Source organism: Methyloceanibacter caenitepidi (genome assembly GCF_000828475.1).
Classification (GTDB): Bacteria; Pseudomonadota; Alphaproteobacteria; order Rhizobiales; family Methyloligellaceae; genus Methyloceanibacter; species Methyloceanibacter caenitepidi.
The window spans coordinates 867962-886032 of sequence record NZ_AP014648.1 but is presented as its reverse complement, the minus strand read 5'-3'; the positions used below and the strand labels follow the sequence as shown (position 1 = coordinate 886032).

The 18071-nt window shown below is 61.3% G+C and carries 18 protein-coding genes, 1 tRNA gene and 1 riboswitch; of the genes, 9 read left to right on the top strand and 10 right to left on the bottom strand.

Annotation, left to right across the window (positions count from 1 at the left end; genetic code table 11):
- The first annotated feature begins 121 nt into the window (after positions 1-121).
- Together GL4_RS04150 and GL4_RS18190 are read left to right on the top strand one after the other, a co-directional pair.
- Entirely contained in the window at positions 122-2017 is a 1896-nt protein-coding gene (locus tag GL4_RS04150) for a glycosyltransferase (protein WP_052464105.1), read from the top strand.
- 49 nt (positions 2018-2066) lie between these two features.
- Positions 2067-2534, top strand: a complete 468-nt coding sequence (locus tag GL4_RS18190; protein ID WP_425283183.1) for a helix-turn-helix domain-containing protein — start codon at positions 2067-2069, stop codon at positions 2532-2534.
- Positions 2535-2588: 54 nt separating this feature from the next.
- Here GL4_RS18190 and GL4_RS04145 read toward each other — a convergent pair whose 3' ends face one another.
- The gene (locus GL4_RS04145) at positions 2589-3725 is read right to left on the bottom strand and encodes a PIN-like domain-containing protein (RefSeq protein WP_045364880.1); all 1137 of its coding nucleotides are present in this window, start codon (positions 3723-3725) and stop codon (positions 2589-2591) included.
- A 795-nt stretch (positions 3726-4520) separates the two neighbouring features.
- Between GL4_RS04145 and GL4_RS04140 the strand changes: the two genes are divergently transcribed.
- The gene (locus tag GL4_RS04140; protein WP_156137378.1) at positions 4521-5375 is read left to right on the top strand and encodes a hypothetical protein; all 855 of its coding nucleotides are present in this window, start codon (positions 4521-4523) and stop codon (positions 5373-5375) included.
- A 19-nt stretch (positions 5376-5394) separates the two neighbouring features.
- On the opposite strand, the gene GL4_RS04135 is transcribed toward GL4_RS04140, so the two are convergent.
- On the bottom strand, positions 5395-6012 hold the full coding sequence (locus GL4_RS04135; RefSeq protein ID WP_045364874.1) for a hypothetical protein: 618 nt from the start codon (positions 6010-6012) through the stop codon (positions 5395-5397).
- A 205-nt stretch (positions 6013-6217) separates the two neighbouring features.
- Positions 6218-6292: transfer RNA gene (locus tag GL4_RS04130), tRNA-Gly, on the bottom strand.
- A gap of 152 nt (positions 6293-6444) precedes the next feature.
- Here GL4_RS04130 and GL4_RS04125 point away from each other — a divergent pair.
- Both GL4_RS04125 and GL4_RS04120 read left to right on the top strand, forming a co-directional pair.
- Entirely contained in the window at positions 6445-7434 is a 990-nt protein-coding gene (locus GL4_RS04125; protein WP_045364871.1) for a radical SAM protein, read from the top strand.
- Positions 7435-7579: 145 nt separating this feature from the next.
- Complete coding sequence (locus tag GL4_RS04120) at positions 7580-7975, top strand: helix-turn-helix domain-containing protein (protein ID WP_045364868.1); 396 nt, start codon at positions 7580-7582, stop codon at positions 7973-7975.
- Positions 7976-7986: 11 nt separating this feature from the next.
- Here the strand turns inward: GL4_RS04120 and GL4_RS04115 are convergent, their stop codons facing one another.
- From GL4_RS04115 to GL4_RS04095, 5 genes are all read right to left on the bottom strand, one after another.
- Positions 7987-8289, bottom strand: coding sequence for a hypothetical protein (locus GL4_RS04115; protein ID WP_045364865.1), 303 nt, complete (start codon positions 8287-8289; stop codon positions 7987-7989).
- Positions 8286-9314, bottom strand: a complete 1029-nt coding sequence (locus GL4_RS16545) for a phytanoyl-CoA dioxygenase family protein (protein WP_082025455.1) — start codon at positions 9312-9314, stop codon at positions 8286-8288. Before GL4_RS16545 ends, GL4_RS04115 begins: the two co-directional genes overlap by 4 nt.
- A 27-nt stretch (positions 9315-9341) precedes the next feature.
- Positions 9342-10010 carry an acyl-homoserine-lactone synthase gene (locus GL4_RS16540; RefSeq protein WP_052464102.1) on the bottom strand — a complete coding sequence of 223 codons (669 nt, stop codon included), beginning with the start codon at positions 10008-10010 and terminating at the stop codon, positions 9342-9344.
- 108 nt (positions 10011-10118) lie between these two features.
- On the bottom strand, positions 10119-10862 hold the full coding sequence (locus tag GL4_RS04100; protein ID WP_052464101.1) for a LuxR family transcriptional regulator: 744 nt from the start codon (positions 10860-10862) through the stop codon (positions 10119-10121).
- A gap of 132 nt (positions 10863-10994) precedes the next feature.
- Positions 10995-11648, bottom strand: coding sequence for a hypothetical protein (locus tag GL4_RS04095; protein WP_045364862.1), 654 nt, complete (start codon positions 11646-11648; stop codon positions 10995-10997).
- A gap of 135 nt (positions 11649-11783) precedes the next feature.
- On the opposite strand from GL4_RS04095, the gene GL4_RS04090 reads away from it, so the two are divergent.
- Positions 11784-12032 (top strand): hypothetical protein, encoded by a 249-nt coding sequence (locus tag GL4_RS04090; protein ID WP_045364859.1) that lies wholly within the window; start codon positions 11784-11786, stop codon positions 12030-12032.
- A 9-nt stretch (positions 12033-12041) separates the two neighbouring features.
- On the opposite strand, the gene GL4_RS04085 is transcribed toward GL4_RS04090, so the two are convergent.
- Together GL4_RS04085 and GL4_RS04080 are read right to left on the bottom strand one after the other, a co-directional pair.
- Complete coding sequence (locus GL4_RS04085; RefSeq protein WP_045369393.1) at positions 12042-13403, bottom strand: alanine/glycine:cation symporter family protein; 1362 nt, start codon at positions 13401-13403, stop codon at positions 12042-12044.
- Between the two features lie 75 nt (positions 13404-13478).
- Positions 13479-14672: a 2'-deoxycytidine 5'-triphosphate deaminase gene (locus GL4_RS04080; RefSeq protein ID WP_082025453.1), complete on the bottom strand. Its 1194-nt coding sequence runs from the start codon at positions 14670-14672 to the stop codon at positions 13479-13481.
- Positions 14673-14761: 89 nt separating this feature from the next.
- On the opposite strand from GL4_RS04080, the gene GL4_RS04075 reads away from it, so the two are divergent.
- The 3 genes from GL4_RS04075 (at position 14762) to argE (ending at position 18067) form a co-directional block, all read left to right on the top strand.
- Positions 14762-15493, top strand: coding sequence for a DJ-1/PfpI family protein (locus GL4_RS04075; RefSeq protein WP_045364856.1), 732 nt, complete (start codon positions 14762-14764; stop codon positions 15491-15493).
- Positions 15494-15533: 40 nt separating this feature from the next.
- Positions 15534-15611: riboswitch (SAM riboswitch) on the top strand.
- A gap of 88 nt (positions 15612-15699) precedes the next feature.
- Positions 15700-16899: an O-succinylhomoserine sulfhydrylase gene (locus GL4_RS04070; protein ID WP_045364853.1), complete on the top strand. Its 1200-nt coding sequence runs from the start codon at positions 15700-15702 to the stop codon at positions 16897-16899.
- Positions 16900-16903: 4 nt separating this feature from the next.
- Complete coding sequence (gene argE / locus GL4_RS04065) at positions 16904-18067, top strand: acetylornithine deacetylase (RefSeq protein WP_045364850.1); 1164 nt, start codon at positions 16904-16906, stop codon at positions 18065-18067.
- Positions 18068-18071 lie beyond the last annotated feature (4 nt).

The following is an 18071-nucleotide window of genomic DNA, read 5'->3' as shown; positions in this document are numbered from 1 at the left end:
ACGCCGAACCACACTCAAAACGTGTAAACCGGCGGAATACGCTGCCCCACCTGTATTCAATCGTTGCCTCACAACGAAAATGCGGAAAAATACCGTTGGGTGCGTTGTGGGGGAAATACCCGTGTCGCTTGTTTACGAGACTCCGGCGGCGGATCGGCCGGAGGCGTCCGTTCCGGCTGATGCGCCGCTGTCGGCGTCGGTCGAATATAGCTTCCTGGCTGGTACACAGCTTGCCCCAGCGGCCCTCGCTCATGCCTGCCGCCTTGCCGCCCGGTGGGGCGTTCAACCCCACGAGGTGCTGATCGCGACCGGCCACCTCACCGAGGAGGCCTATGTGAGGGCGCTCGCGACTTCGGCCGGCGTCGCTTTCTTGCCTTGCCTTCCCGAGGGCAGTGCGGCTGTGCCCGGCAAGGCGAGCCTGCGGCAATGCCTGACCACCGGGATCCTGCAGGAAGCAGGACCGGCGGGGCGTCTGCTCCTCGGATTTACGTGCTTGCGCCCTTTCGCCATGCGGGCGCTCATCGCCCGTCTCGCGCCGCTTCCCGTTGCACTTGTGCCCCCGCGCGAACTCCGGCGGGCGACCGCTGAGTGCTTCGCTTCGAGCCTCGCGCAGGGGGCCGTTTCGGCGTTGACGTCGCGTCGCCCGCTCTTGAGCGCATACCGTCCGGCGGGCGCTTGGTTGGTATGGGCGCTCGTGCTCGGTGCCGTTGCCCTCGTGGTGGGCGTTCTGACTGCACCGCTCGCGACCGTTTATGCCATGTCGATCGGCCTCGCTTTCGTCTTCGTGCCTGTGATCGTCTTCCGGCTGCTTGCCGCTTTCGCGCTCGCCCGCCCACGCCCTCCCGAGGCGCGCAAGGATGCTGTCCGCGAAGCCGACCGGGAGCTACCGACCTACACGATCCTCGCGCCCCTTTATCGCGAGGCGCATATGCTGCGCCCGCTCCTGCACGCGCTGTCACGGCTCGATTGGCCGGCCGCAAAACTCGACGTCAAGCTGATCCTCGAGGCAGCGGACACCGAAACGATCACTGCCGCCCAGGCTTTGCGCTTGCCCGCCAATGTCGAACTCGTCGTCGTGCCCGATACTGCCCCGCGGACGAAACCGAAGGCGCTGAACTTCGCGCTGCCGCTGGCGCGCGGAGACCATCTTGTCGTCTATGACGCGGAGGACCGGCCCGAACCCGACCAGCTTCGGCGCGCCTATCAGGCCTTCCGGTCAGGCCCACCGAACCTCGCGACGGTGCAGGCGCGCCTAAACATCTACAATCCGGAGGCAAACTGGCTGACGCGTCAGTTCACCGTCGAGTATTCAGCCCTGTTCGATGGGCTCCTGCCCCTGCTCGATGCGATGAACCTGCCGATTCCGCTGGGCGGGACTTCCAATCACTTCCGGGTCGAGGCTCTCAAATGGCTCCAGGCCTGGGACCCTTACAACGTGACGGAAGACGCCGACCTCGGCGTGCGCCTGTCCCGCTCCGGCTATCGGTGCGCGGTGATCGGATCCACGACGTATGAGGAGGCTCCCGTGCGGCTCGGCGGATGGGTCCGGCAACGCACCCGCTGGCTGAAGGGCTTCATCCAGACCTGGCTTGTGCATATGCGCGCGCCGCGCACGCTTCTCCGCGAGCTGGGCCTCCGCGGCTTCCTGGCCTTTCAGATCATGATCGGCGGTACCATCCTGTCGGCGCTTGCGCATCCGTGGTTCTACGGTCTCCTGGCGATGGAGCTCGCCGGCGGCCGATTGCTGGCCCTGCCACAGACCGTGCTCGGCCTTCCGTTCTGGACGGTTTCTCTTTTCAGCCTTGTTGCCGGCTATGCGACGGCCATGGGCCTTGGCGCGCTGGCCCTGCGTCAACGGGGGCTCGACCGGCTGCTGTGGCAGGTCCCACTCATGCCGCTCTACTGGCTGCTGATCTCCATCGCTGCCTACAGGGCTGTGTGGCAGTTCGTCGTCGCCCCCTTCAAATGGGAGAAAACGGACCACGGAAGCCGAGCGAAAGCGCGGGCCTCGCAGTGAGTCGTAGCGTGCCTGCCGGAAAAACGGAGGGGAGGAAAGATTGGAGCGGGTGAGGCGGATCGAACGCCCGACACGTAGCTTGGGAAGCGTAAGGTTTTCCCTACAAAATCAAGCAGTGTTCCAACTTTCTGGCTCCCCTAACGTGTCGTCATTTGGCAAAAAGTCGGAACGCTATTCGGCTTGTGTGGGGGACATTGTGTCCCTAGCATTCGGGACCGTGTGGTTGGGGGAATACGGCGCCGTGGCTACGCCAAAAGCATTCCGGGATCAGTTTGCGGCTCGAGTAAGGTTGGCGCGCGAACGATCTGGCTACTCCCAAGCTGAGATCGCAACGCTGCTAGGGATCAAACAAAGCGCATACTCGAAATACGAAGGCGCTCGACAACCTCCCACATTGATGCCCCACCACCTGATCCCGAGATTTTGTCTCGCGTGTCGTGTGGACGTCGAGTGGCTTTTTGCGGATGCCTCAATCCCGACGTTCAACCGTCGCGTCCGGAAGACCGGTTTTGGCTAGTGAGGACGATCTAACTCGGTACGCGCATTCGCACCGTGTGGTGATCATGGACTATTATTGGTCGCCGTCTTCCTCAGGCAGATCCTCAGCGCTCGGAAGAACGGTGGGGGTCTCCTTAATGTAATCAGCCCACTTGCGCACGAGTTCACGGGACAGGCTTAGCTTACTGGCGTGGACGATCCATTTGTCAAATTCCGAGGGACTAAGATCGCCTTGCTCTCTTAGTGTCTTGGCCAACGACGTGCTCAAGCCCGCAACTCGGTCCATCCGGGCTTTCAAGAGAGCTGTGTTGGCTTCTTCTTCGGCCTTTCTGACCTTCTTAACTACGGCGTCTGGCGCCTCCATCTCTTTCAGAAGTTGGTTGAAGGTAAGTAGCCGAACCGCCTTACCACCAGACGCGCGGCGATATTCATCAATGAGTTCATACCGGAGATACGGCGCCTCCTTGTCACCCCGAACGAACCAATCGGCCTTCTGCTCACCGGTTACAAACGCAAGGTCCTTCTTCTCCGAGGATCCCAACTGCAATAGCGCTTTCCAGATCAAAAAGTCCCCAATACCTAGGTCGTCCTTGCTCGCGTCCTTGTAGCCGGGCGGCACCTTGTTATCGAAACGCCACCTCAACTCCTCCAAATATTTCTCCTTGTCGGCCTCGTCGTTCGGGAGCTTTATGATGCTCTCCGCATCGAAGACTTGCTCATATAAATTCGAGACTGGGTCATCACCCCGCCATTTCTTGATTTTTTGAATTAGCCCGTCCAACTTCTTTGCGTATTTTTTGTGTGCTTCTAGCAAGTCATCGTATGCACTTTGAGCCTCTTCGTGGCCGCCCATTTCTCTAATCATGGGAGGCATCTCGCCGGAGGGGACAGCTTTTCTCAGGTTAAGAGCGTGAATGACTTTGGCGAGGTCGCTGTCGCGGTGCTTTGCGAACTCCCGTACGACACGGTCCGGCACAAACAGGCGCTTCTCGTCGGATAGTTTGGTCAGCACCTTAGTTATTTCTTCGAGGTCGCCACCCTTTAGTTGGTAGGGAAGCAGCAGCGAGTTGGTGTCGAACGCAACCAAAATCGACCCATCGGAGACGGATCCAACGACATGTGTGCTGAACAGCGTCGTGGCATCAGGATAGAGCTTCTCGAGTAGAAACGGATCCGCCGCCGCGGCATCCAGGTCCTGATCCTTCGCCATTTCATATTGCCCGAAGTCTGATTATCCCCCTATAGGTGTACCAAAGAGCTGCCCTTGCACAAGCCACAACTACTGCGTCTCTCGCTTGGCGCTAGAGTGAAGCCATCGCTTTTGGAGAATGCGCTACAGTGGACCCGAAGGGGTGTGGGTGGGGGGAATTGCACCCCCCTACGCGGCGAGCCTAGGTCACTAATCTGATCGCAGCGCCCGTTGCTCCGTTACCTGCATGGTTCTGCCTTTACCCACTCGGGACCCACGCCGCCGCGAGCATAACCACACACAAATCGACATGTGCTTCCAACGTCACCTCCATCGTAAGGGAAAAACCCAAGATGTAGGCCCCGAGCGGAACGAACCATGCCGTAACGGCAGAGCAGGCGCCCTTAATCAGTTCGGCGACCCAACCGTATTCCCGTAAATTATGCCACGCTCGCAGTCAGCGGTTCAATGCGCGCGCGTTAGGACTTCCTGGTCACCCCAAAAGGGGCGGGCGGACAGGCCCAGAACCCGACAGATCCAAAAGTCGGAACGCAAAGTCGGAACACTTTGCGGCGAATTCCGCTAAGTTATTGAAATAATGGAGCGGGTAGAGGGAATCGAACCCTCGACACGTAGCTTGGGAAGGTGCGGCGCTTCCCTTAAATCATTGAGAAATTTACTTTTTAAGTTTCCCCGAAGTATCATTTCGCGTCTGTGTTGCCCTGATGTTCACGGGTTCCTGGTACGTCGTACCACTCGACTTAATCTTCCTCTTTACTACCAAGCAGGATGTGCGACTCGGTTTAGAGTACTGCGATGGTTGCACGCAAAAATCGCAAAGCCGAACTAGGGGTCCCACCAGGAACAGCTGTTCACCAGGAGAAGGGTGGCCGTGATCGCTGGATTAGGAACCCCACGGTCATCAAATGGCTGTCGCGCGCACGCGGGATTGGCAGGGAATTTTGGCGGGGGTTTTCCAGCCCCCTATTGAGTTCTGGCTCATTGTTCCAGCTGTGTTGCGTGCCCTTTTTCCTGTTCTTTGTTTTCCTCTTTGCAGGCTGGGAAGGAGTCATCGATCAATCGATCATGATTAGCGCTGGCGGCCTCGCCTTGCTGGCAACACTGCCCGTCTGGGCACTGATCAGTATTTGCTTGGCACCCTTTCGGAACCACTACGCTGAGAGAGCCGAGGGATGTTGGAAGGGCTCGCGGTTCATCTACCACCAGCGACAGCACCTGTTCACTTACGAATGGTCAGCAAGCGACAATGGAACGGGCCAAGCCTACAGAATTCGTGGCATCCCGAAAGATTCTCTCGTTGACTATGTCATGGAAGTCGAAGGTCCTGCCCACCTGATCCGGTGCATGCTCGTTGGCAGGTTCTACCTGCACCCCGTCGCTCCTGTGCTCCTGCTATGGCGTCCTGCGCTGCGCGGCAGCGTGAGACTTCGGCGAGGGAATCGGCTTCATTTGTACTGCTACTCTGAGGCCAGTGCGCTTCCAATTATCGTGCGCGTATATGCCGTGGCCTTTGACGTTCGACCCGAGGTGCTCATGTACTACACAGACGATCGCATAGCCGCATCGATAGCTGTGAAGGATGGGCAAGAGTCTTCCGAAATCGACGACGGGCGAGAGCCCAAAAACAAGCCACAGCCAAAAGCCGCCTAGAACGCATCTCTATCGAGCTTCACTTGTCCGCCGCCCATATACGCTTCTCGTCCATTGCATTTTCGTAGTGGGTCGTAAGATCGGAAATCTTCTCCCAAAGGATGTTGAGACGCGCGTTGTGGTCATCGTTAAACGCGTTCTGCATGCGCTGAACAACCATCATCGAGCCGCGCCGGAAAATACCTGCCGCCCGATGCCCTTCATTGTTCTTGATGTACTCCTTGGCTTCCTCCGCCCAAGAATCGTATTTGGCGTCCCATGCCGCGTACTCCTCAGTCGAGTGAACACCCTCACGCGCCAACTCCTTCCCGCGCGCTATTAGAGTTTTGAAGCCCTCCGCCTTGGCGGCAGCCGCTTCAGCACGGTTCTGGTTTGAATCGACTGCTGCTCTCAAAACTAGGAGAGTCTTCTGGCTCTCTTGCCACATCCAATAGGGAGCTAGGAGCAGCCGGACCGTGATCACGGCTGCGAATGCCCAGACTGGTATCTGCCAGCCATAGGTCGTCATTAGGCCAAGCTCTGGCAGAAAGTGATCCAGAACGCCGAGGGCAGACGCGATCAGGCCAGTCCACAGGTCGACGGGTCCTAGCGAATGGAAAACCGCAGTGTGAATCCAGCGCCGGTAAAACTTGAGCATCGTCCCGTTGGTCCCTAAGCAGCCCGAATCGCTCCACAAGTTAGCGACTAGGATACTCAAGGTTGACCGCGCAGGACCACGCTTAGACAGGGCATTAGAGCGCGACGGGCAATAGCTGGGGAGGCTACGGTGCCTGACTTGTAACCTATAATGTACGATGTACCAGACCGGCCAGCGTACCAAGTCTGCTAAGTCATTGATTTATTGGAGCGGGTAGCGGGAATCGAACCCGCGACACGTAGCTTGGGAAGCTACTGCTCTACCACTGAGCTACACCCGCCCGTGGCCACCATGGGTAGCCCGAGCAGAATGACTTGGAAAGGCAGAAAAGCAAGCAGCCCTCACGCAAGGGTGAATATCGTAGGGCTTGCGGTTCGCCAGGCCGCATCGGTTAATGCGCGCAAAAGCACTGAGGATCGAGCCGCCGCGCCGATGACTGACGCTACTCTCGTTACGCCGACACAAAAGTTCTCCGATCCGGACCTGACCGCCGACGGCAAACGCCGCGCCCGTGTCCCGCTCGCGCAGCTGCGTACGCTGTGGATCAATACGGGCACGCTTTGCAACATCGCCTGCCGCAACTGCTACATCGAATCGAGTCCGACGAACGACGCCTTCGTCTATATCAGCCGGGCGGAAGCAGCCGCGTTCCTCGACGAGATCGAGAACGACGGCTGGCCGGTGAGGGAGATCGGGTTCACGGGCGGTGAGCCTTTCATGAACCCCGACATGCTCGGGATGCTCGAGGACGCGCTCGATCGGCATTTCTCCGCCCTCGTCCTAACGAACGCCATGCAGCCGATGATGCGGCGGCATGTGCGCGACGGGCTGCTCGCGCTCCGGGAGGCGCACGGCGACCGGCTGACTCTACGCGTAAGTCTCGATCACTACACGGCTGCGCTGCACGACGAAGAGCGCGGCGCCGGCACATTCGACAAGACACTGGAAGGGATCGACTGGCTCGCGGCGGAGGGCTTTTCGATCGCGCTCGCCGGGCGGACATGCTGGGGCGAATCAGAACGAGCCGCGCGGGCCGGTTATGCCGCGCTGATCGCAGCCCGCTCGTGGCCCATTCCTGCTGAACGGCCGGATGCGCTTGTGCTGTTTCCCGAAATGGATGCGCAAGAAGATGTGCCTGAGATCACCGAGGGGTGCTGGGACATCTTGAATCTTTCGCCCAGCAAAATGATGTGCGCGTCGAGCCGCATGGTTGCGAAGAGGCGGGGCGACACAGTCCCTGTCGTACTGCCCTGCACTCTGCTCACGGACGTTCCACGTTTTGGTATGGGCGCCACGCTGGCGCAGGCGGCCGCGGCCGATGGTGGCTTATTTGATCAGGGTACGGTCAAACTTTGCCACCCGCACTGTGCGCGGTTTTGCGTGCTGGGCGGGGCATCATGCTCAGCAGGGCCGGTTGGATAGACCCAACCTATCACGCAACTTCAGAGACTTACGCCCTAGTCTATAATGACTCTAAATTATGCGCCTGCTCTGTCTTAAGCCCTATTGCAACCGGGGCCAACAACTGTAATTGGTTATCGACACTCAGCGCATCACAGGAGCGAATATGGGAAAGAAATCGCCGCAACAGACAGATGTGGTAGTTGGACACAACATCCGTTTTTGGCGGTTAGAGCGGAAGATGTCACAGACCGATCTTGCCAACCTTCTTGGTCTGACCTTCCAGCAAATTCAGAAGTACGAAAACGGTGCAAATCGCGTAGGTGCGAGCCGGCTCATGCAGATCGCCACAGCTCTCGATGTGCCGATCCACGCCTTCTTTGACGGAGCAGGCCCACAGACGGATGAAACAGAGTCGCCCATCAAGTTCGTCGGCGATCAACAGGCTCTACGCCTTGTCCGCGCTTTCGCCGATATCGACGACGCAGCGCTGCGACGCTCGGTCGTGAACCTCGTGGAAGGTATCGCGGGCAGCCAGCCTGAAGAGAACGGCGCCAAGTAGGTCGAGCCAACTCAATGCGCCTTCGACGGCGAAGGCGCTTCTTCTCCGACGTCGGAGTCCTCGCACTCCACGCTGTCGGCGAGGACCTTGCTCAATTCAGCTTCCGCGAGCTTCAAGTAGTGCACGAAATTGTGCTGCCGGTGCTGCAGTCCCTCGATAATGGCGTAGTCGAGCAATAGCAGCAGGGTCCGAGACCATTGTGGGAAATTCACGGTGGGATCGGGATCGGCAATTTCGTCGATCCCACCGTCGTTCGCCTCAATGGACTCGTTCTCCAGCGGCGGCCAGCCGGCACTGGTAGGGCGGCGCCTCACGCCGCGTGGGTCCCGGCTAGTTGATCCGCAGCCGTTCCGGCTCCCGCGTCCATAACCATCGGATCGCCGGGGCTGCTCTCCCAGACGATCGGGAAGTCCGGACCGCTTAGCGGATCGCCCGTCTTCAGCCGGCTGGTGTGATGCAGCTGAGCCGGCGCCCAGGGACGTTCCTTGAAACGAATGTCGTCACCGCAGTAGCGGATCGACGCGGCCCGGCGGACCTGGTAGCGGCTTTGGTTTCCGCCCGTGCCGTGGATGGTCCGGTAATGATGGACAAGGACATCGCCCGGTTCCACGTCGAAGTGGACGATGTCGTAGTCGTCCAAATTGTTCTCGATGTCTGGCAGATCCGCGCCTTCCGATCCCGGCAGCGGCGCCTGCGAGATAAAGACATTGGGTTTGTAGAGCGTGCCGTCGCGGTGCGAGCCGCGCACATACATCATCGCGCCTGTCTCCAAGGTGACCGGATCGGCGGGAACCCACATGACGCAACATTGCTCGCCTTCGATCTCGAAATAGGTCGCATCCTGATGAAAGGCGGTCTTGCCAGGCGTGTTGGGCTCCTTGACAAAGACCTGATCGCCGAAGAACCGGACCGTGCCCGATTGCAGCAACTGTCCCGCGATCTCCGGCAGCGCGCCGTGCGTACAAAGCTGGCGATAGCTGTCGAGCCGCGCGGCGACGCCAGTATCGATGAAGTACGCCCCCTGGCGCGCTTCGGAACCCTCATCGGCCAGAAGCGGCTTCCCGGTCGATTTGACGTAATCCATGATCGCCTCGAGGTCGTACTGACCGTCGCTCATGGCGCGGAGCTGATCGAAGTCGTTGTCGGCCGTGGCCTTCAGGATTTTGGTGAAGTCGTATCCGCTCGGGCTATCGTCGAGCTTGTTCACCGTGAGATCGATGGAACGTCTCAAGCTATTGACCGACGCGAGGCTGAGAATGCCCTTTAGAAGAACCACCCCGGCCTGCTTGTAGGCTGCAATTTCGTCTTGCGTCACCGCTCGTGTGATGTGGTGTGACATCTGATCAACTCCCTCTGATGAACAGCGCTAGGCAACGTCTCTGAACTGCGGAGCAGTATTCGGATAAGCGAAGGGTTCCGGCGCCGGCGATGAGTCCAGCGCGCCGTAGCTTCGAATCTCGGTAATGGCGCGCTCGGTCACGGGAAGCCGGATGGCCATGCAGGTGCCGCCGCCGGGCACTCCCTTGCCGCCGCCGTAAGGGTGCGCGGACCCGAGTGCGAAGGTCTGCGAATTGACCTTTTTGAAGCTTCTTAGGAGCGGCGCATCGATGACCGTCTGGATATGCCGGATGCCGAAGCTCCAAGCCCACTCGGTCATGGCGCCGAGGATGCGGGCCTTCACGACCCGGTTGCTCTCGGCCGTCTTCTCCCGCGGCGATGCGATGTAGCGGGTCCCCTCATACACGAATGGATCGCGCAAGGCGGTGCCGCCATCGGACAGGTGCGGATAGTAGTCGGCGGTGAGCGACGCGACGGTCGTGGGCGTCAGGCGTACAGCCCCCTGCAAATGCCCGGTCTCGTCGATGTCGACGAAGTAAACAGCTTGCTCGGTGTCGTACTGATCGATCTCAAGCCCATTTCGGGCGGGCAGAGACCAGCAGCGATTGACGACGAATGTCTCGTACCGTGCGCGGAAAATCGTCTCGAACAGATTAGCGTGGCGCGCCCTGTCCTTACCCTCAATGACCTGGACCATCGTCAAGCCCCCCGAGTTGAATCGCGGGGGCAATCAGGCCGTAAAGAAGAGGGCCAGGACTATCCTAGTTTCTTTGTATTGCCTAAATTTTTCAGATAAATCAGCGCATTACAGCGTGATTTCGCCAAAGCGGATGGCTTTTACGACGGCGAAAGTGCGCCGGAATGCATCGAGTTTGCGCTTGGCGCGCTCCACATGCACGGTCACGGTGGCTGGCGAGATAGACAGAATGCCGGCGATTTCCTGGTCGGATTTCCCGGCGGCGATCCAGCGCATCACCTCCTTCTCGCGGGGCGTCAGCGGCGTATGCGCTTCGCTGCCGCGAACCTGCTCCAGAAGGACACGCTTGAGCGCTTGATGGCTGTACAGCGATATCAGTTCAACGGCGCGGCGTGCTTCTTGGGAGAGATCCGGGTTCCGGCCGCACGGGCTGAACACGGACAGCCCGCCGGACAGGGTCACGATCGGGATGATCAGCCCGTCATTGACGTCGAACTCCCGCGCCTCCTCGATAATCCGCTTGTCTGCCCGGCTCAGGTCCCGGCGCTCCACCACATCGCTCCATGAGAACGGCCGCACCGAATCGCGCAACTCCGTGACCACGGGGTCGCGCAGGATGTAGTTCTTTTCTTCGTAGTGATCGACGTAGTCCTGGGGCCGGGTATTGAGATGCACGCCCTTCTTAAAGGGCTCACCAGGTCCGGGCATGATGAAGCTGGTGACGCACGTGAAGCCGTACCAGGCCAGCTCCTCGGAGATCGCAGCACAAATGGCGTCATAGTCTTTTAGGCCCTCGATCTTCTCGACAAAGTCGAGCGGCCGATGGGCGTATGGCGAAGCGGACGTCTCCAATGCGCGAGCCCCGTACAAATAAGTGCGATGCGCAATTGTTGCATCTAATAATTGCAAGTCAACAAAACACTCCCGTTTTCGGCCAAAACGGAAGTCACTGAGAACCTCACGTCGCGGACGCCGCCTGCCGGGCTACTGATCCGTGCCGGACTCGCCGTCCTCGGCCTTGTCGGGCTTGCCGTCATCGGTCTTGTCGGGCTCGCTGTCCTCGGCCTTGATTTCAAAGGGAAGTTCGAAGGAGGCGGACTTCTTTCCAAGCTTGTCGGTGAATTTCAGTTCCGCCACGTACTTGCCGGTCGGCGCCTCGGTGAAATCGATCGTGAGGGCCGTCATTACTTCCATATTGTTGTCGCGGCTGTCGAAGGTGAAGGTCCCGAAGCCCTCCTGCTCGCCCAGCACCTTTCCCTCGCTGTCCTTCAGGATGAGGTCGGAGACGAGCTCCGCGTGGTTCAAGCCGCCCTGCTTCTTCCAGGTGAAGCCCACGGGCTCCACATAGATGATCAGCTTTTCGCCCGGCTTAAAGACGGCGTTGGGACGGGGATCGTAGATGCCGTAGCCGGTCGGCGCAGACTTCACGAAGAGGGCCTCTCGGAACATGAGCGGGCCTTGCTCCCAGATACTCAGCGCTGCCTTGCGGATCGTATTGTAGGCCTCGAGATCGTTGCCTTTCTTCGCCTCGCTCGCGGCACTCTTCGCAAGTTCCTGAACGCTCTGGGCGTGACCGGTCTGTCCGGCGCTGACGCTCATGACGACAGCCACCAGGAATGCGCTCGCAACGTGTCTCATCTTCCCCCGAACCCCTGAAATGTCGTTTGCCGCTGGAATACGTGACAATCGCATATGGACAGGCCTTACGCCACTGCAAGGCTGCGTCACCACGGCAGGATTGCCCACTGGGGCACTCCCATCTAGGGTCCAGCCATGCATGCATTCGCCCAAGCGCTTTCCGATCCCGCCCTGCGAGGCGCCTACCTGGCGTTCTCGCTGCTCCTACTGATCCTCCCGCTCGTCCTGATCTGGCTGTGGTACCGCCAGCGCGACAAGGCAGGCACCGTCGACCGGCCCATGCTCATTCGGGTCGGGCTGCTTACGCTGCTGTGGATGGTCGTCAACGCGGGCGCCCTCGGCTTCCTGATGTGGGCCGAAACGGTCAAGAGTGCTGGCGGTTAGGCACGAAGGCTAAAAGGGATTGTCTTCGGACTTGCCGCGCGTGGCGAAGAACTCCCGCGCCGCGGCAAACACCACGGGGCTGAGCACGGCCAACGCGATCAAATTCGGGATCGCCATCATGGCGTTCAGCACGTCAGCAAGCAGCCAAATGAAGCTCAGCTTCATCGTGGCGCCTACGATGGGAGCCAACGACCAGATAACCCGGAAGGGCACGATGGATTTCACGCCAAGCAGATATTGCCAAGCGCGCTCGCTGTAGTAGCTCCAGCCGACCAAAGTGGTGAAGGCGAAGACGGCAAGAGCGAGCGACGTGATCAGACTGCCGATTCCGGGCAGCCCGGTCTCGAAGGCAAGCGAGGTCAACTCCGCTCCGGTCTCGCCGCTGGTCCAAGCGCCGGTGCTCAGGATCACCAGCGCGGTGAACGTGCAGACGATAAGCGTATCGATGAAGGTGCCGAGCATAGCGACAAGGCCCTGACTGACAGGCCCCTTGCACTCGGCCGCGGCGTGCGCGATCGGCGCGGAACCGAGCCCGGCCTCGTTGGAGAACACGCCCCGTGCCACGCCGAAGCGGATCGCCGCCCATACAGCAGCGCCGGCGAAACCGCCGGTCGCGGCGATCGGCGAGAAGGCGTGGGTCAGTATGAGGCCGAAGGCTCCGGGAATCGCGTCGGCATGGAGGATCAACACGGCGGTGCCGGCGACGATATAGCTGATAGCCATGAACGGCACGAGCTTTCCGGCGACGGCACCGATGCGGTGAATGCCGCCTACCAGGACGAGGCCCGTGAGAAGAGCGAGCAACACGCCCGTCGCCCAAAAGGGCATGCCGAACGCCGCTTCGAGCGCGTCCGCCACGGAGTTGGCCTGGACCATGTTGCCGATGCCAAACCCGGCAAAGCCCGCAAACAAGGCAAAGCAGGTGCCGAGCCAAGCCCAGCGAGCGCCCATGCCGTTCTTGATGTAATACATGGGACCGCCGACATAGTTGCCGTCCTCGTCGACCTCGCGGTAGCGCACGGCCAGCACGGCCTCGGCGAACTTGGTGGCCATCCCGACAAGGGCCGTCATCCACATCCAGAACACCGCGCCCGGTCCACCGATGAAAATCGCCGCGGCGACGCCGGCGATGTTGCCTGTGCCGATGGTCGCCGCAAGAGCGGTCATCAAGGCATTGAACGGCGTGATATCGCCCTTGCCTTCGGCCACGCGGCCACGCCACAGCATCCAAAAGGCGAGCGGCATATTCCTGATCGTGCGGAGATTCAGGCCAAAGGTCAGATAGAGGCCGACGCCCAGCAGGAGCACCAGCATCGGCACGCCCCAAACGATCCCGCTCAGCCACGTGATGGCTGCCGTCAGCGTCTCCATGGCGATATTCCCCCCGATCCCCATTGCGGGCCGCCGCGTTGCTGATGCGGGCCCTACCCCAGATGTCCCATAGGCCTAAGGCTGACGAAAATGCTTCGACAGCTTCAACCCTTGCGCCTGATAATGCGAGCCGATGCCCTGGCCGTAAAGGGTCTCGGGGATTTCAGTGAGCCGGTCATAGACGAGCCGGCCCACGATCTGACCGTCCTCCACGATGAACGGGATATCGAGACTGCGGACTTCGAGCACCGCCTTGGCACCCGGCACCTTGCCGGCCGCGTAGCCGAAACCCGGATCGAAGAAGCCGGCGTAATGCACCCGATACTCGCCGATCATCGGGTCGAACGGGGCCATCTCCGCCACATATTCCGGCGGCACCGACACGCTTTCCTTGGACGCAAGGATGTAGAATTCCTGCGGGTCCAGAACGAGGCGCTGGTCGCTGCCGAGATAAACTGCCTCCCAGTATTGCCCGACGTCGTAGCCGCCGACATTGTCCATATCGATCACGCCCGCATAGCGCCGGGCGCGATAGCCTACGATACCGCCCGGCTCGACCGGCGCGAGGCTGATGCGGAGATTGAGTCCATCGCGGATGGCGGCCTCGCCCTCGACAAGCCCCACATCGGAGTGGATGGCCCGCAAGTGCTTGTCGCCGATCCTGCCGGGCGCTTCGTCCGCCTGCTGACTGACTCGGCGGCGGAAACGGATCTGATTGAGGCGCGTGCCCGTGCGCACTTTGACGGAGAAGGTCCGGGGGCAGATCTCCGCGAAGAGCGGACCCCGATAGCCCTCTCCCACGTAGTCGAAGCTTTCTTGATAGTCGGCGATCAGCCGGGTGAACACGTCGAGCCTGCCCGTGGAACTCTTAGGGTTCGCAAATGCCGCGATGGTCGGACGCAGCGCGAGGTGCTCTTGGAGGGGAACGAGATAGACGCAGCCTGCTTCGAGCACGGCCCCCTTGGTCAGATCGATCTCGTGGAAGGTGAGACCTTCGAGCTTGTCGCGAACCGTCGCCTTGGTGCCGGGCAGAAAGCTCGCCCGGATGCGATAGGCCACCTCGCCCAATCGAAGATCGAGACTGGCGGGCTGAATCTGGGCTTCTTCAATTGGGGTCGACCCGCCGACTTCACCTGCGGCGATGAGAGCGCGGAGCGCCTGACTCGGAAGGACGCCGGTCCGGGACAGGGCACGGCTCGCTCCGTCTGCGGCGCCTGTGGGGGCCGCCTCCCCGGAGGGCGCGTCAAAAACTGGGTCGGGCTGGCTCATAACCGATCTTCATTGCATTTGCCGCGTGGCGGGTCATCCTGGGAATGCGATTCTCCCCCGGATTCACAAGGAACACCAGAGGGCATCCCATGATCCCGGAAGGCCGGATTCCAGACGATCAGCCCCTCGAGATCGGCTCGTTGCTGTTCGAGGGGCTGGACCAGATCGACCTCACGGGCCCTTTCGAGGTGTTTGCCCGTCTGCCCAACACCACCACCCGCCTCTATGGCCTGACGGACGCGCCGGTAACGGACGTGGGCGGCTTGCGGCTCACGCCTGACGGATCGGTCCTGGATGCGCCCCAGCTGGACGTGCTGCACATTCCGGGCGGCGGGGGCCAGGAAGCCCTCATGCGGGATGAGGCCCTGCTCCATTGGATCCGCCGCCAGGCGGAAGGGGCGAAAATCCTGTTCTCGGTTTGCACGGGCGCGCTGATCTGCGGGGCTGCGGGTCTCTTGAAAGGGCGCAAGGCCACGACCTATTGGACAGTCCAGCATCTGCTGCCTTTGTTCGGCGCGACGCCGGTGGATGCCCGTGTGGTCGTGGACGGCAATCTGGTCTGCGCGGGCGGCGTCACGTCTGGGATCGACGGGGCGTTGCGCGTCGCCGCGATACTGCGGGGAGATGAGGCCGCGAAGACAATCCAGCTCGCCATGCAGTATGCGCCGGATCCGCCGTTCGACGCCGGCAGTCCCGATACTGCGCCGGAAGCCGCCGTTTCGGCCGTTCGAAATGCGACCGCCGGACTGACCGCGCGGCGGGAACAGACGGCGCGGGACGTGGCCCGCCGGCTCGGCGTATCCGTGCCGACGGACGGGTAAAGGCGCCCTTTTGCTTGACGCCCCTTCCCCCACGCGACATTAATTCGCCTGTGGTGATTTGGCCGGCCGGCTTGCAGCCACGTAAAACAAGTCGCTAAAAGGCCGCGGACGAGACACTTCCCGGCTTTTGGCGCTTGCCAGATCCGGGTTTTTTTATGCCGCCGGCCAGAATCGCGTCCAGTAAGAACGTACGAGGAGTGTTGGTCATGGCCGGGAAGAACAAGAGCCGCGATCGTTGGCGTCCCGCCACGCAGCTGGTGCACGAGGGAACGCTGCGCAGCCAGTTTGGCGAGACTTCGGAAGCGGTCTTCCTCAACTCGGGCTATGTCTACGAGAACGCCGAGGAAGCCGAGGCACGGTTCAAGGGCGAGACGGACGGCTATGTCTACAGCCGCTACGCGAACCCGACCGTCTCCATGTTCGAGCAACGCATGTGCGCCCTGGAAGGCGCCGAAGCCGCCCGCGGCACGGCAAGCGGCATGGCTGCGGTCGCGGCCTCGCTCCTATGCCAACTCAAGGCGGGCGACCACGTCGTGGCCAGCCGGGCGCTGTTCGGCAGCTGCCTCTATATCGTCGAGGATCTGCTGCCGCGCTACGGCATCACCTCGACCCTCGTGGACGGCGGCAACCTCGGCGGCTGGGAGGCGGCCGTCACGCCGAACACAAAGGCCTTCTTCTTCGAGACGCCGACCAATCCGGTTCTGGATCTGGTCGACATCGGGGCTGTGGCCAAGATCGCCAAAGGCTGCGGCGCGCTCACTATTGTCGACAATGTGTTCGCGACGCCGCTCGGCCAGAAGCCCCTGGCGCTCGGCGCCGATATCGTCGTCTACTCGGCGACGAAGCACATCGACGGCCAAGGACGGTGCCTCGGCGGCGTGGTCTTGGGCCCCCAGGAATTCATCGACGAGACCTTGCACACGTTCCTGAAGCACACCGGCCCTTCGCTGAGCCCGTTCAACGCGTGGGTCCTGCTCAAGGGGCTGGAGACTTTGCCCTTGCGCGTGGCGCGTCATTGCGAGTCCGCGGCCCGCATCGCTGACTTTCTCGCGGACAACCCTGCTGTCACACGGGTCCACTATCCGGGCCGCGCGGATCATCCGCAGCACGACATCGCCAAGAAGCAGATGGCGTTCGGCGGGCCGCTCGTCGCCCTCGAGGTCGGATCGCGAAAGGAAGACGCTTTCGCCGTTCTGAACGCGCTCGAGATCGTCAGGATCAGCAACAATCTCGGCGACGCCAAGAGCCTGGCCACGCATCCGGCCACCACCACGCATCAGCGCCTCAGCCCCGAGGCCCGCGCGGAACTCGGCATCTTCGACAACACGATCCGGATTTCCATCGGGCTCGAGGACGCCGGCGACCTCGAAGCCGATCTCGAGCAAGCCCTCGCAACATTGACATAGCAGCATGCCGACACCGACAAGCACTCAGGACGCAATCGGGCTTCTCGCAAAGCTCATCGCTTTCGATACGACGAGTGCGAAATCGAACCTCGATCTGATCGCCTTCGTGCGGGAGTACCTGGATGGGTACGGGATCGCCTCGACCTTGGTGCCGGACGGCGACGGCAAGAAGGCTTGCCTTTTTGCCACCATTGGTGAAGGCGAAGGCGGCGTCGGGCTTTCGGGCCATAGTGACTGCGTGCCAGTGATTGGGCAGTCCTGGACGTCCGATCCGTTCACGCTCACCGAGCGCGACGGCAAGCTCTATGGCCGGGGCACATGCGACATGAAGGGGTTCATCGCCTGCGTGCTCGCCGCCGTGCCCCTGTTCAAGTCCGCGCCGCTATCTGAGCCTATCCATATCCTCATTTCCTATGACGAGGAGGTGGGCTGTGTCGGCGTCCGGCCGATGATCGCCCGGCTTGGCGAGGACTTGCCGCGGCCCCGGGTCGTAATTGTCGGGGAGCCCACCGGCATGCAGGTCATCGACGGCCACAAGTGCATCGATGTGTTCCGCACCACCGTGACCGGCAAGGAAGCGCATTCGAGCATGCCCGTGATCGGCGTGAATGCGATCTCCGCCGCTTCCAAGCTCGTCGAAGAAATCGACCGCATGGCTGCCGAGGTCGCTGCGTCCGAGAGCGATCCGCATTTCGATCCGCCCTATTCCACGGTGATGGTGGCTATGGTCGACGGCGGCACGGCGCCGAACATCGTGCCGCGCAATTGCGACGTGCTGTGGCAGCTTCGCGGGTTGCCCGGCAGCAAGGCCAAGGACTCGCCCGAACGGCTCGAGGCTTTCGCGGAAAGAACGCTGCTGCCCGGCATGCGCGCTGTCGCGCCGGATGCGTCAATCGATACGAAAACCGAAACGTCCGTGCCCGCGTTCTCGGCCGGTCCTGACTCCGAAGCCGTATCGTTGGCGATGACGCTGACCGGCGCCAACCGGGCCTCCGGCGTGTCCTATGCCACGGAGGCCGGGCTCTTCCAGGACGCCGGTTGTCCCGCGGTCGTATGTGGGCCCGGCGACATCGCGCAGGCGCACGCGGCGGATGAGTTCGTCGCGATCTCACAGATGGAGGATTGCCTCACGTTCCTTGCGAAGCTGATAGACCGGATGAGCGCGTAGAGAG

Excerpts from the sequence above, each read along its gene's own strand:
- GL4_RS04145 (WP_045364880.1), bottom strand. The coding sequence starts at position 3,725 with ATGGCGAAGGATCAGGACCTGGATGCCGCGGCGGCGGATCCGTTTCTA.
- GL4_RS04140 (WP_156137378.1), top strand. The coding sequence starts at position 4,521 with ATGGTTGCACGCAAAAATCGCAAAGCCGAACTAGGGGTCCCACCAGGA.
- GL4_RS04135 (WP_045364874.1), bottom strand. The coding sequence starts at position 6,012 with ATGCTCAAGTTTTACCGGCGCTGGATTCACACTGCGGTTTTCCATTCG.
- GL4_RS04125 (WP_045364871.1), top strand. The coding sequence starts at position 6,445 with ATGACTGACGCTACTCTCGTTACGCCGACACAAAAGTTCTCCGATCCG.
- GL4_RS04120 (WP_045364868.1), top strand. The coding sequence starts at position 7,580 with ATGGGAAAGAAATCGCCGCAACAGACAGATGTGGTAGTTGGACACAAC.
- GL4_RS16545 (WP_082025455.1), bottom strand. The coding sequence starts at position 9,314 with ATGTCACACCACATCACACGAGCGGTGACGCAAGACGAAATTGCAGCC.
- GL4_RS16540 (WP_052464102.1), bottom strand. The coding sequence starts at position 10,010 with ATGGTCCAGGTCATTGAGGGTAAGGACAGGGCGCGCCACGCTAATCTG.
- GL4_RS04095 (WP_045364862.1), bottom strand. The coding sequence starts at position 11,648 with ATGAGACACGTTGCGAGCGCATTCCTGGTGGCTGTCGTCATGAGCGTC.
- GL4_RS04090 (WP_045364859.1), top strand. The coding sequence starts at position 11,784 with ATGCATGCATTCGCCCAAGCGCTTTCCGATCCCGCCCTGCGAGGCGCC.
- GL4_RS04085 (WP_045369393.1), bottom strand. The coding sequence starts at position 13,403 with ATGGAGACGCTGACGGCAGCCATCACGTGGCTGAGCGGGATCGTTTGG.
- GL4_RS04080 (WP_082025453.1), bottom strand. The coding sequence starts at position 14,672 with ATGAGCCAGCCCGACCCAGTTTTTGACGCGCCCTCCGGGGAGGCGGCC.
- GL4_RS04075 (WP_045364856.1), top strand. The coding sequence starts at position 14,762 with ATGATCCCGGAAGGCCGGATTCCAGACGATCAGCCCCTCGAGATCGGC.
- GL4_RS04070 (WP_045364853.1), top strand. The coding sequence starts at position 15,700 with ATGGCCGGGAAGAACAAGAGCCGCGATCGTTGGCGTCCCGCCACGCAG.
- argE (WP_045364850.1), top strand. The coding sequence starts at position 16,904 with ATGCCGACACCGACAAGCACTCAGGACGCAATCGGGCTTCTCGCAAAG.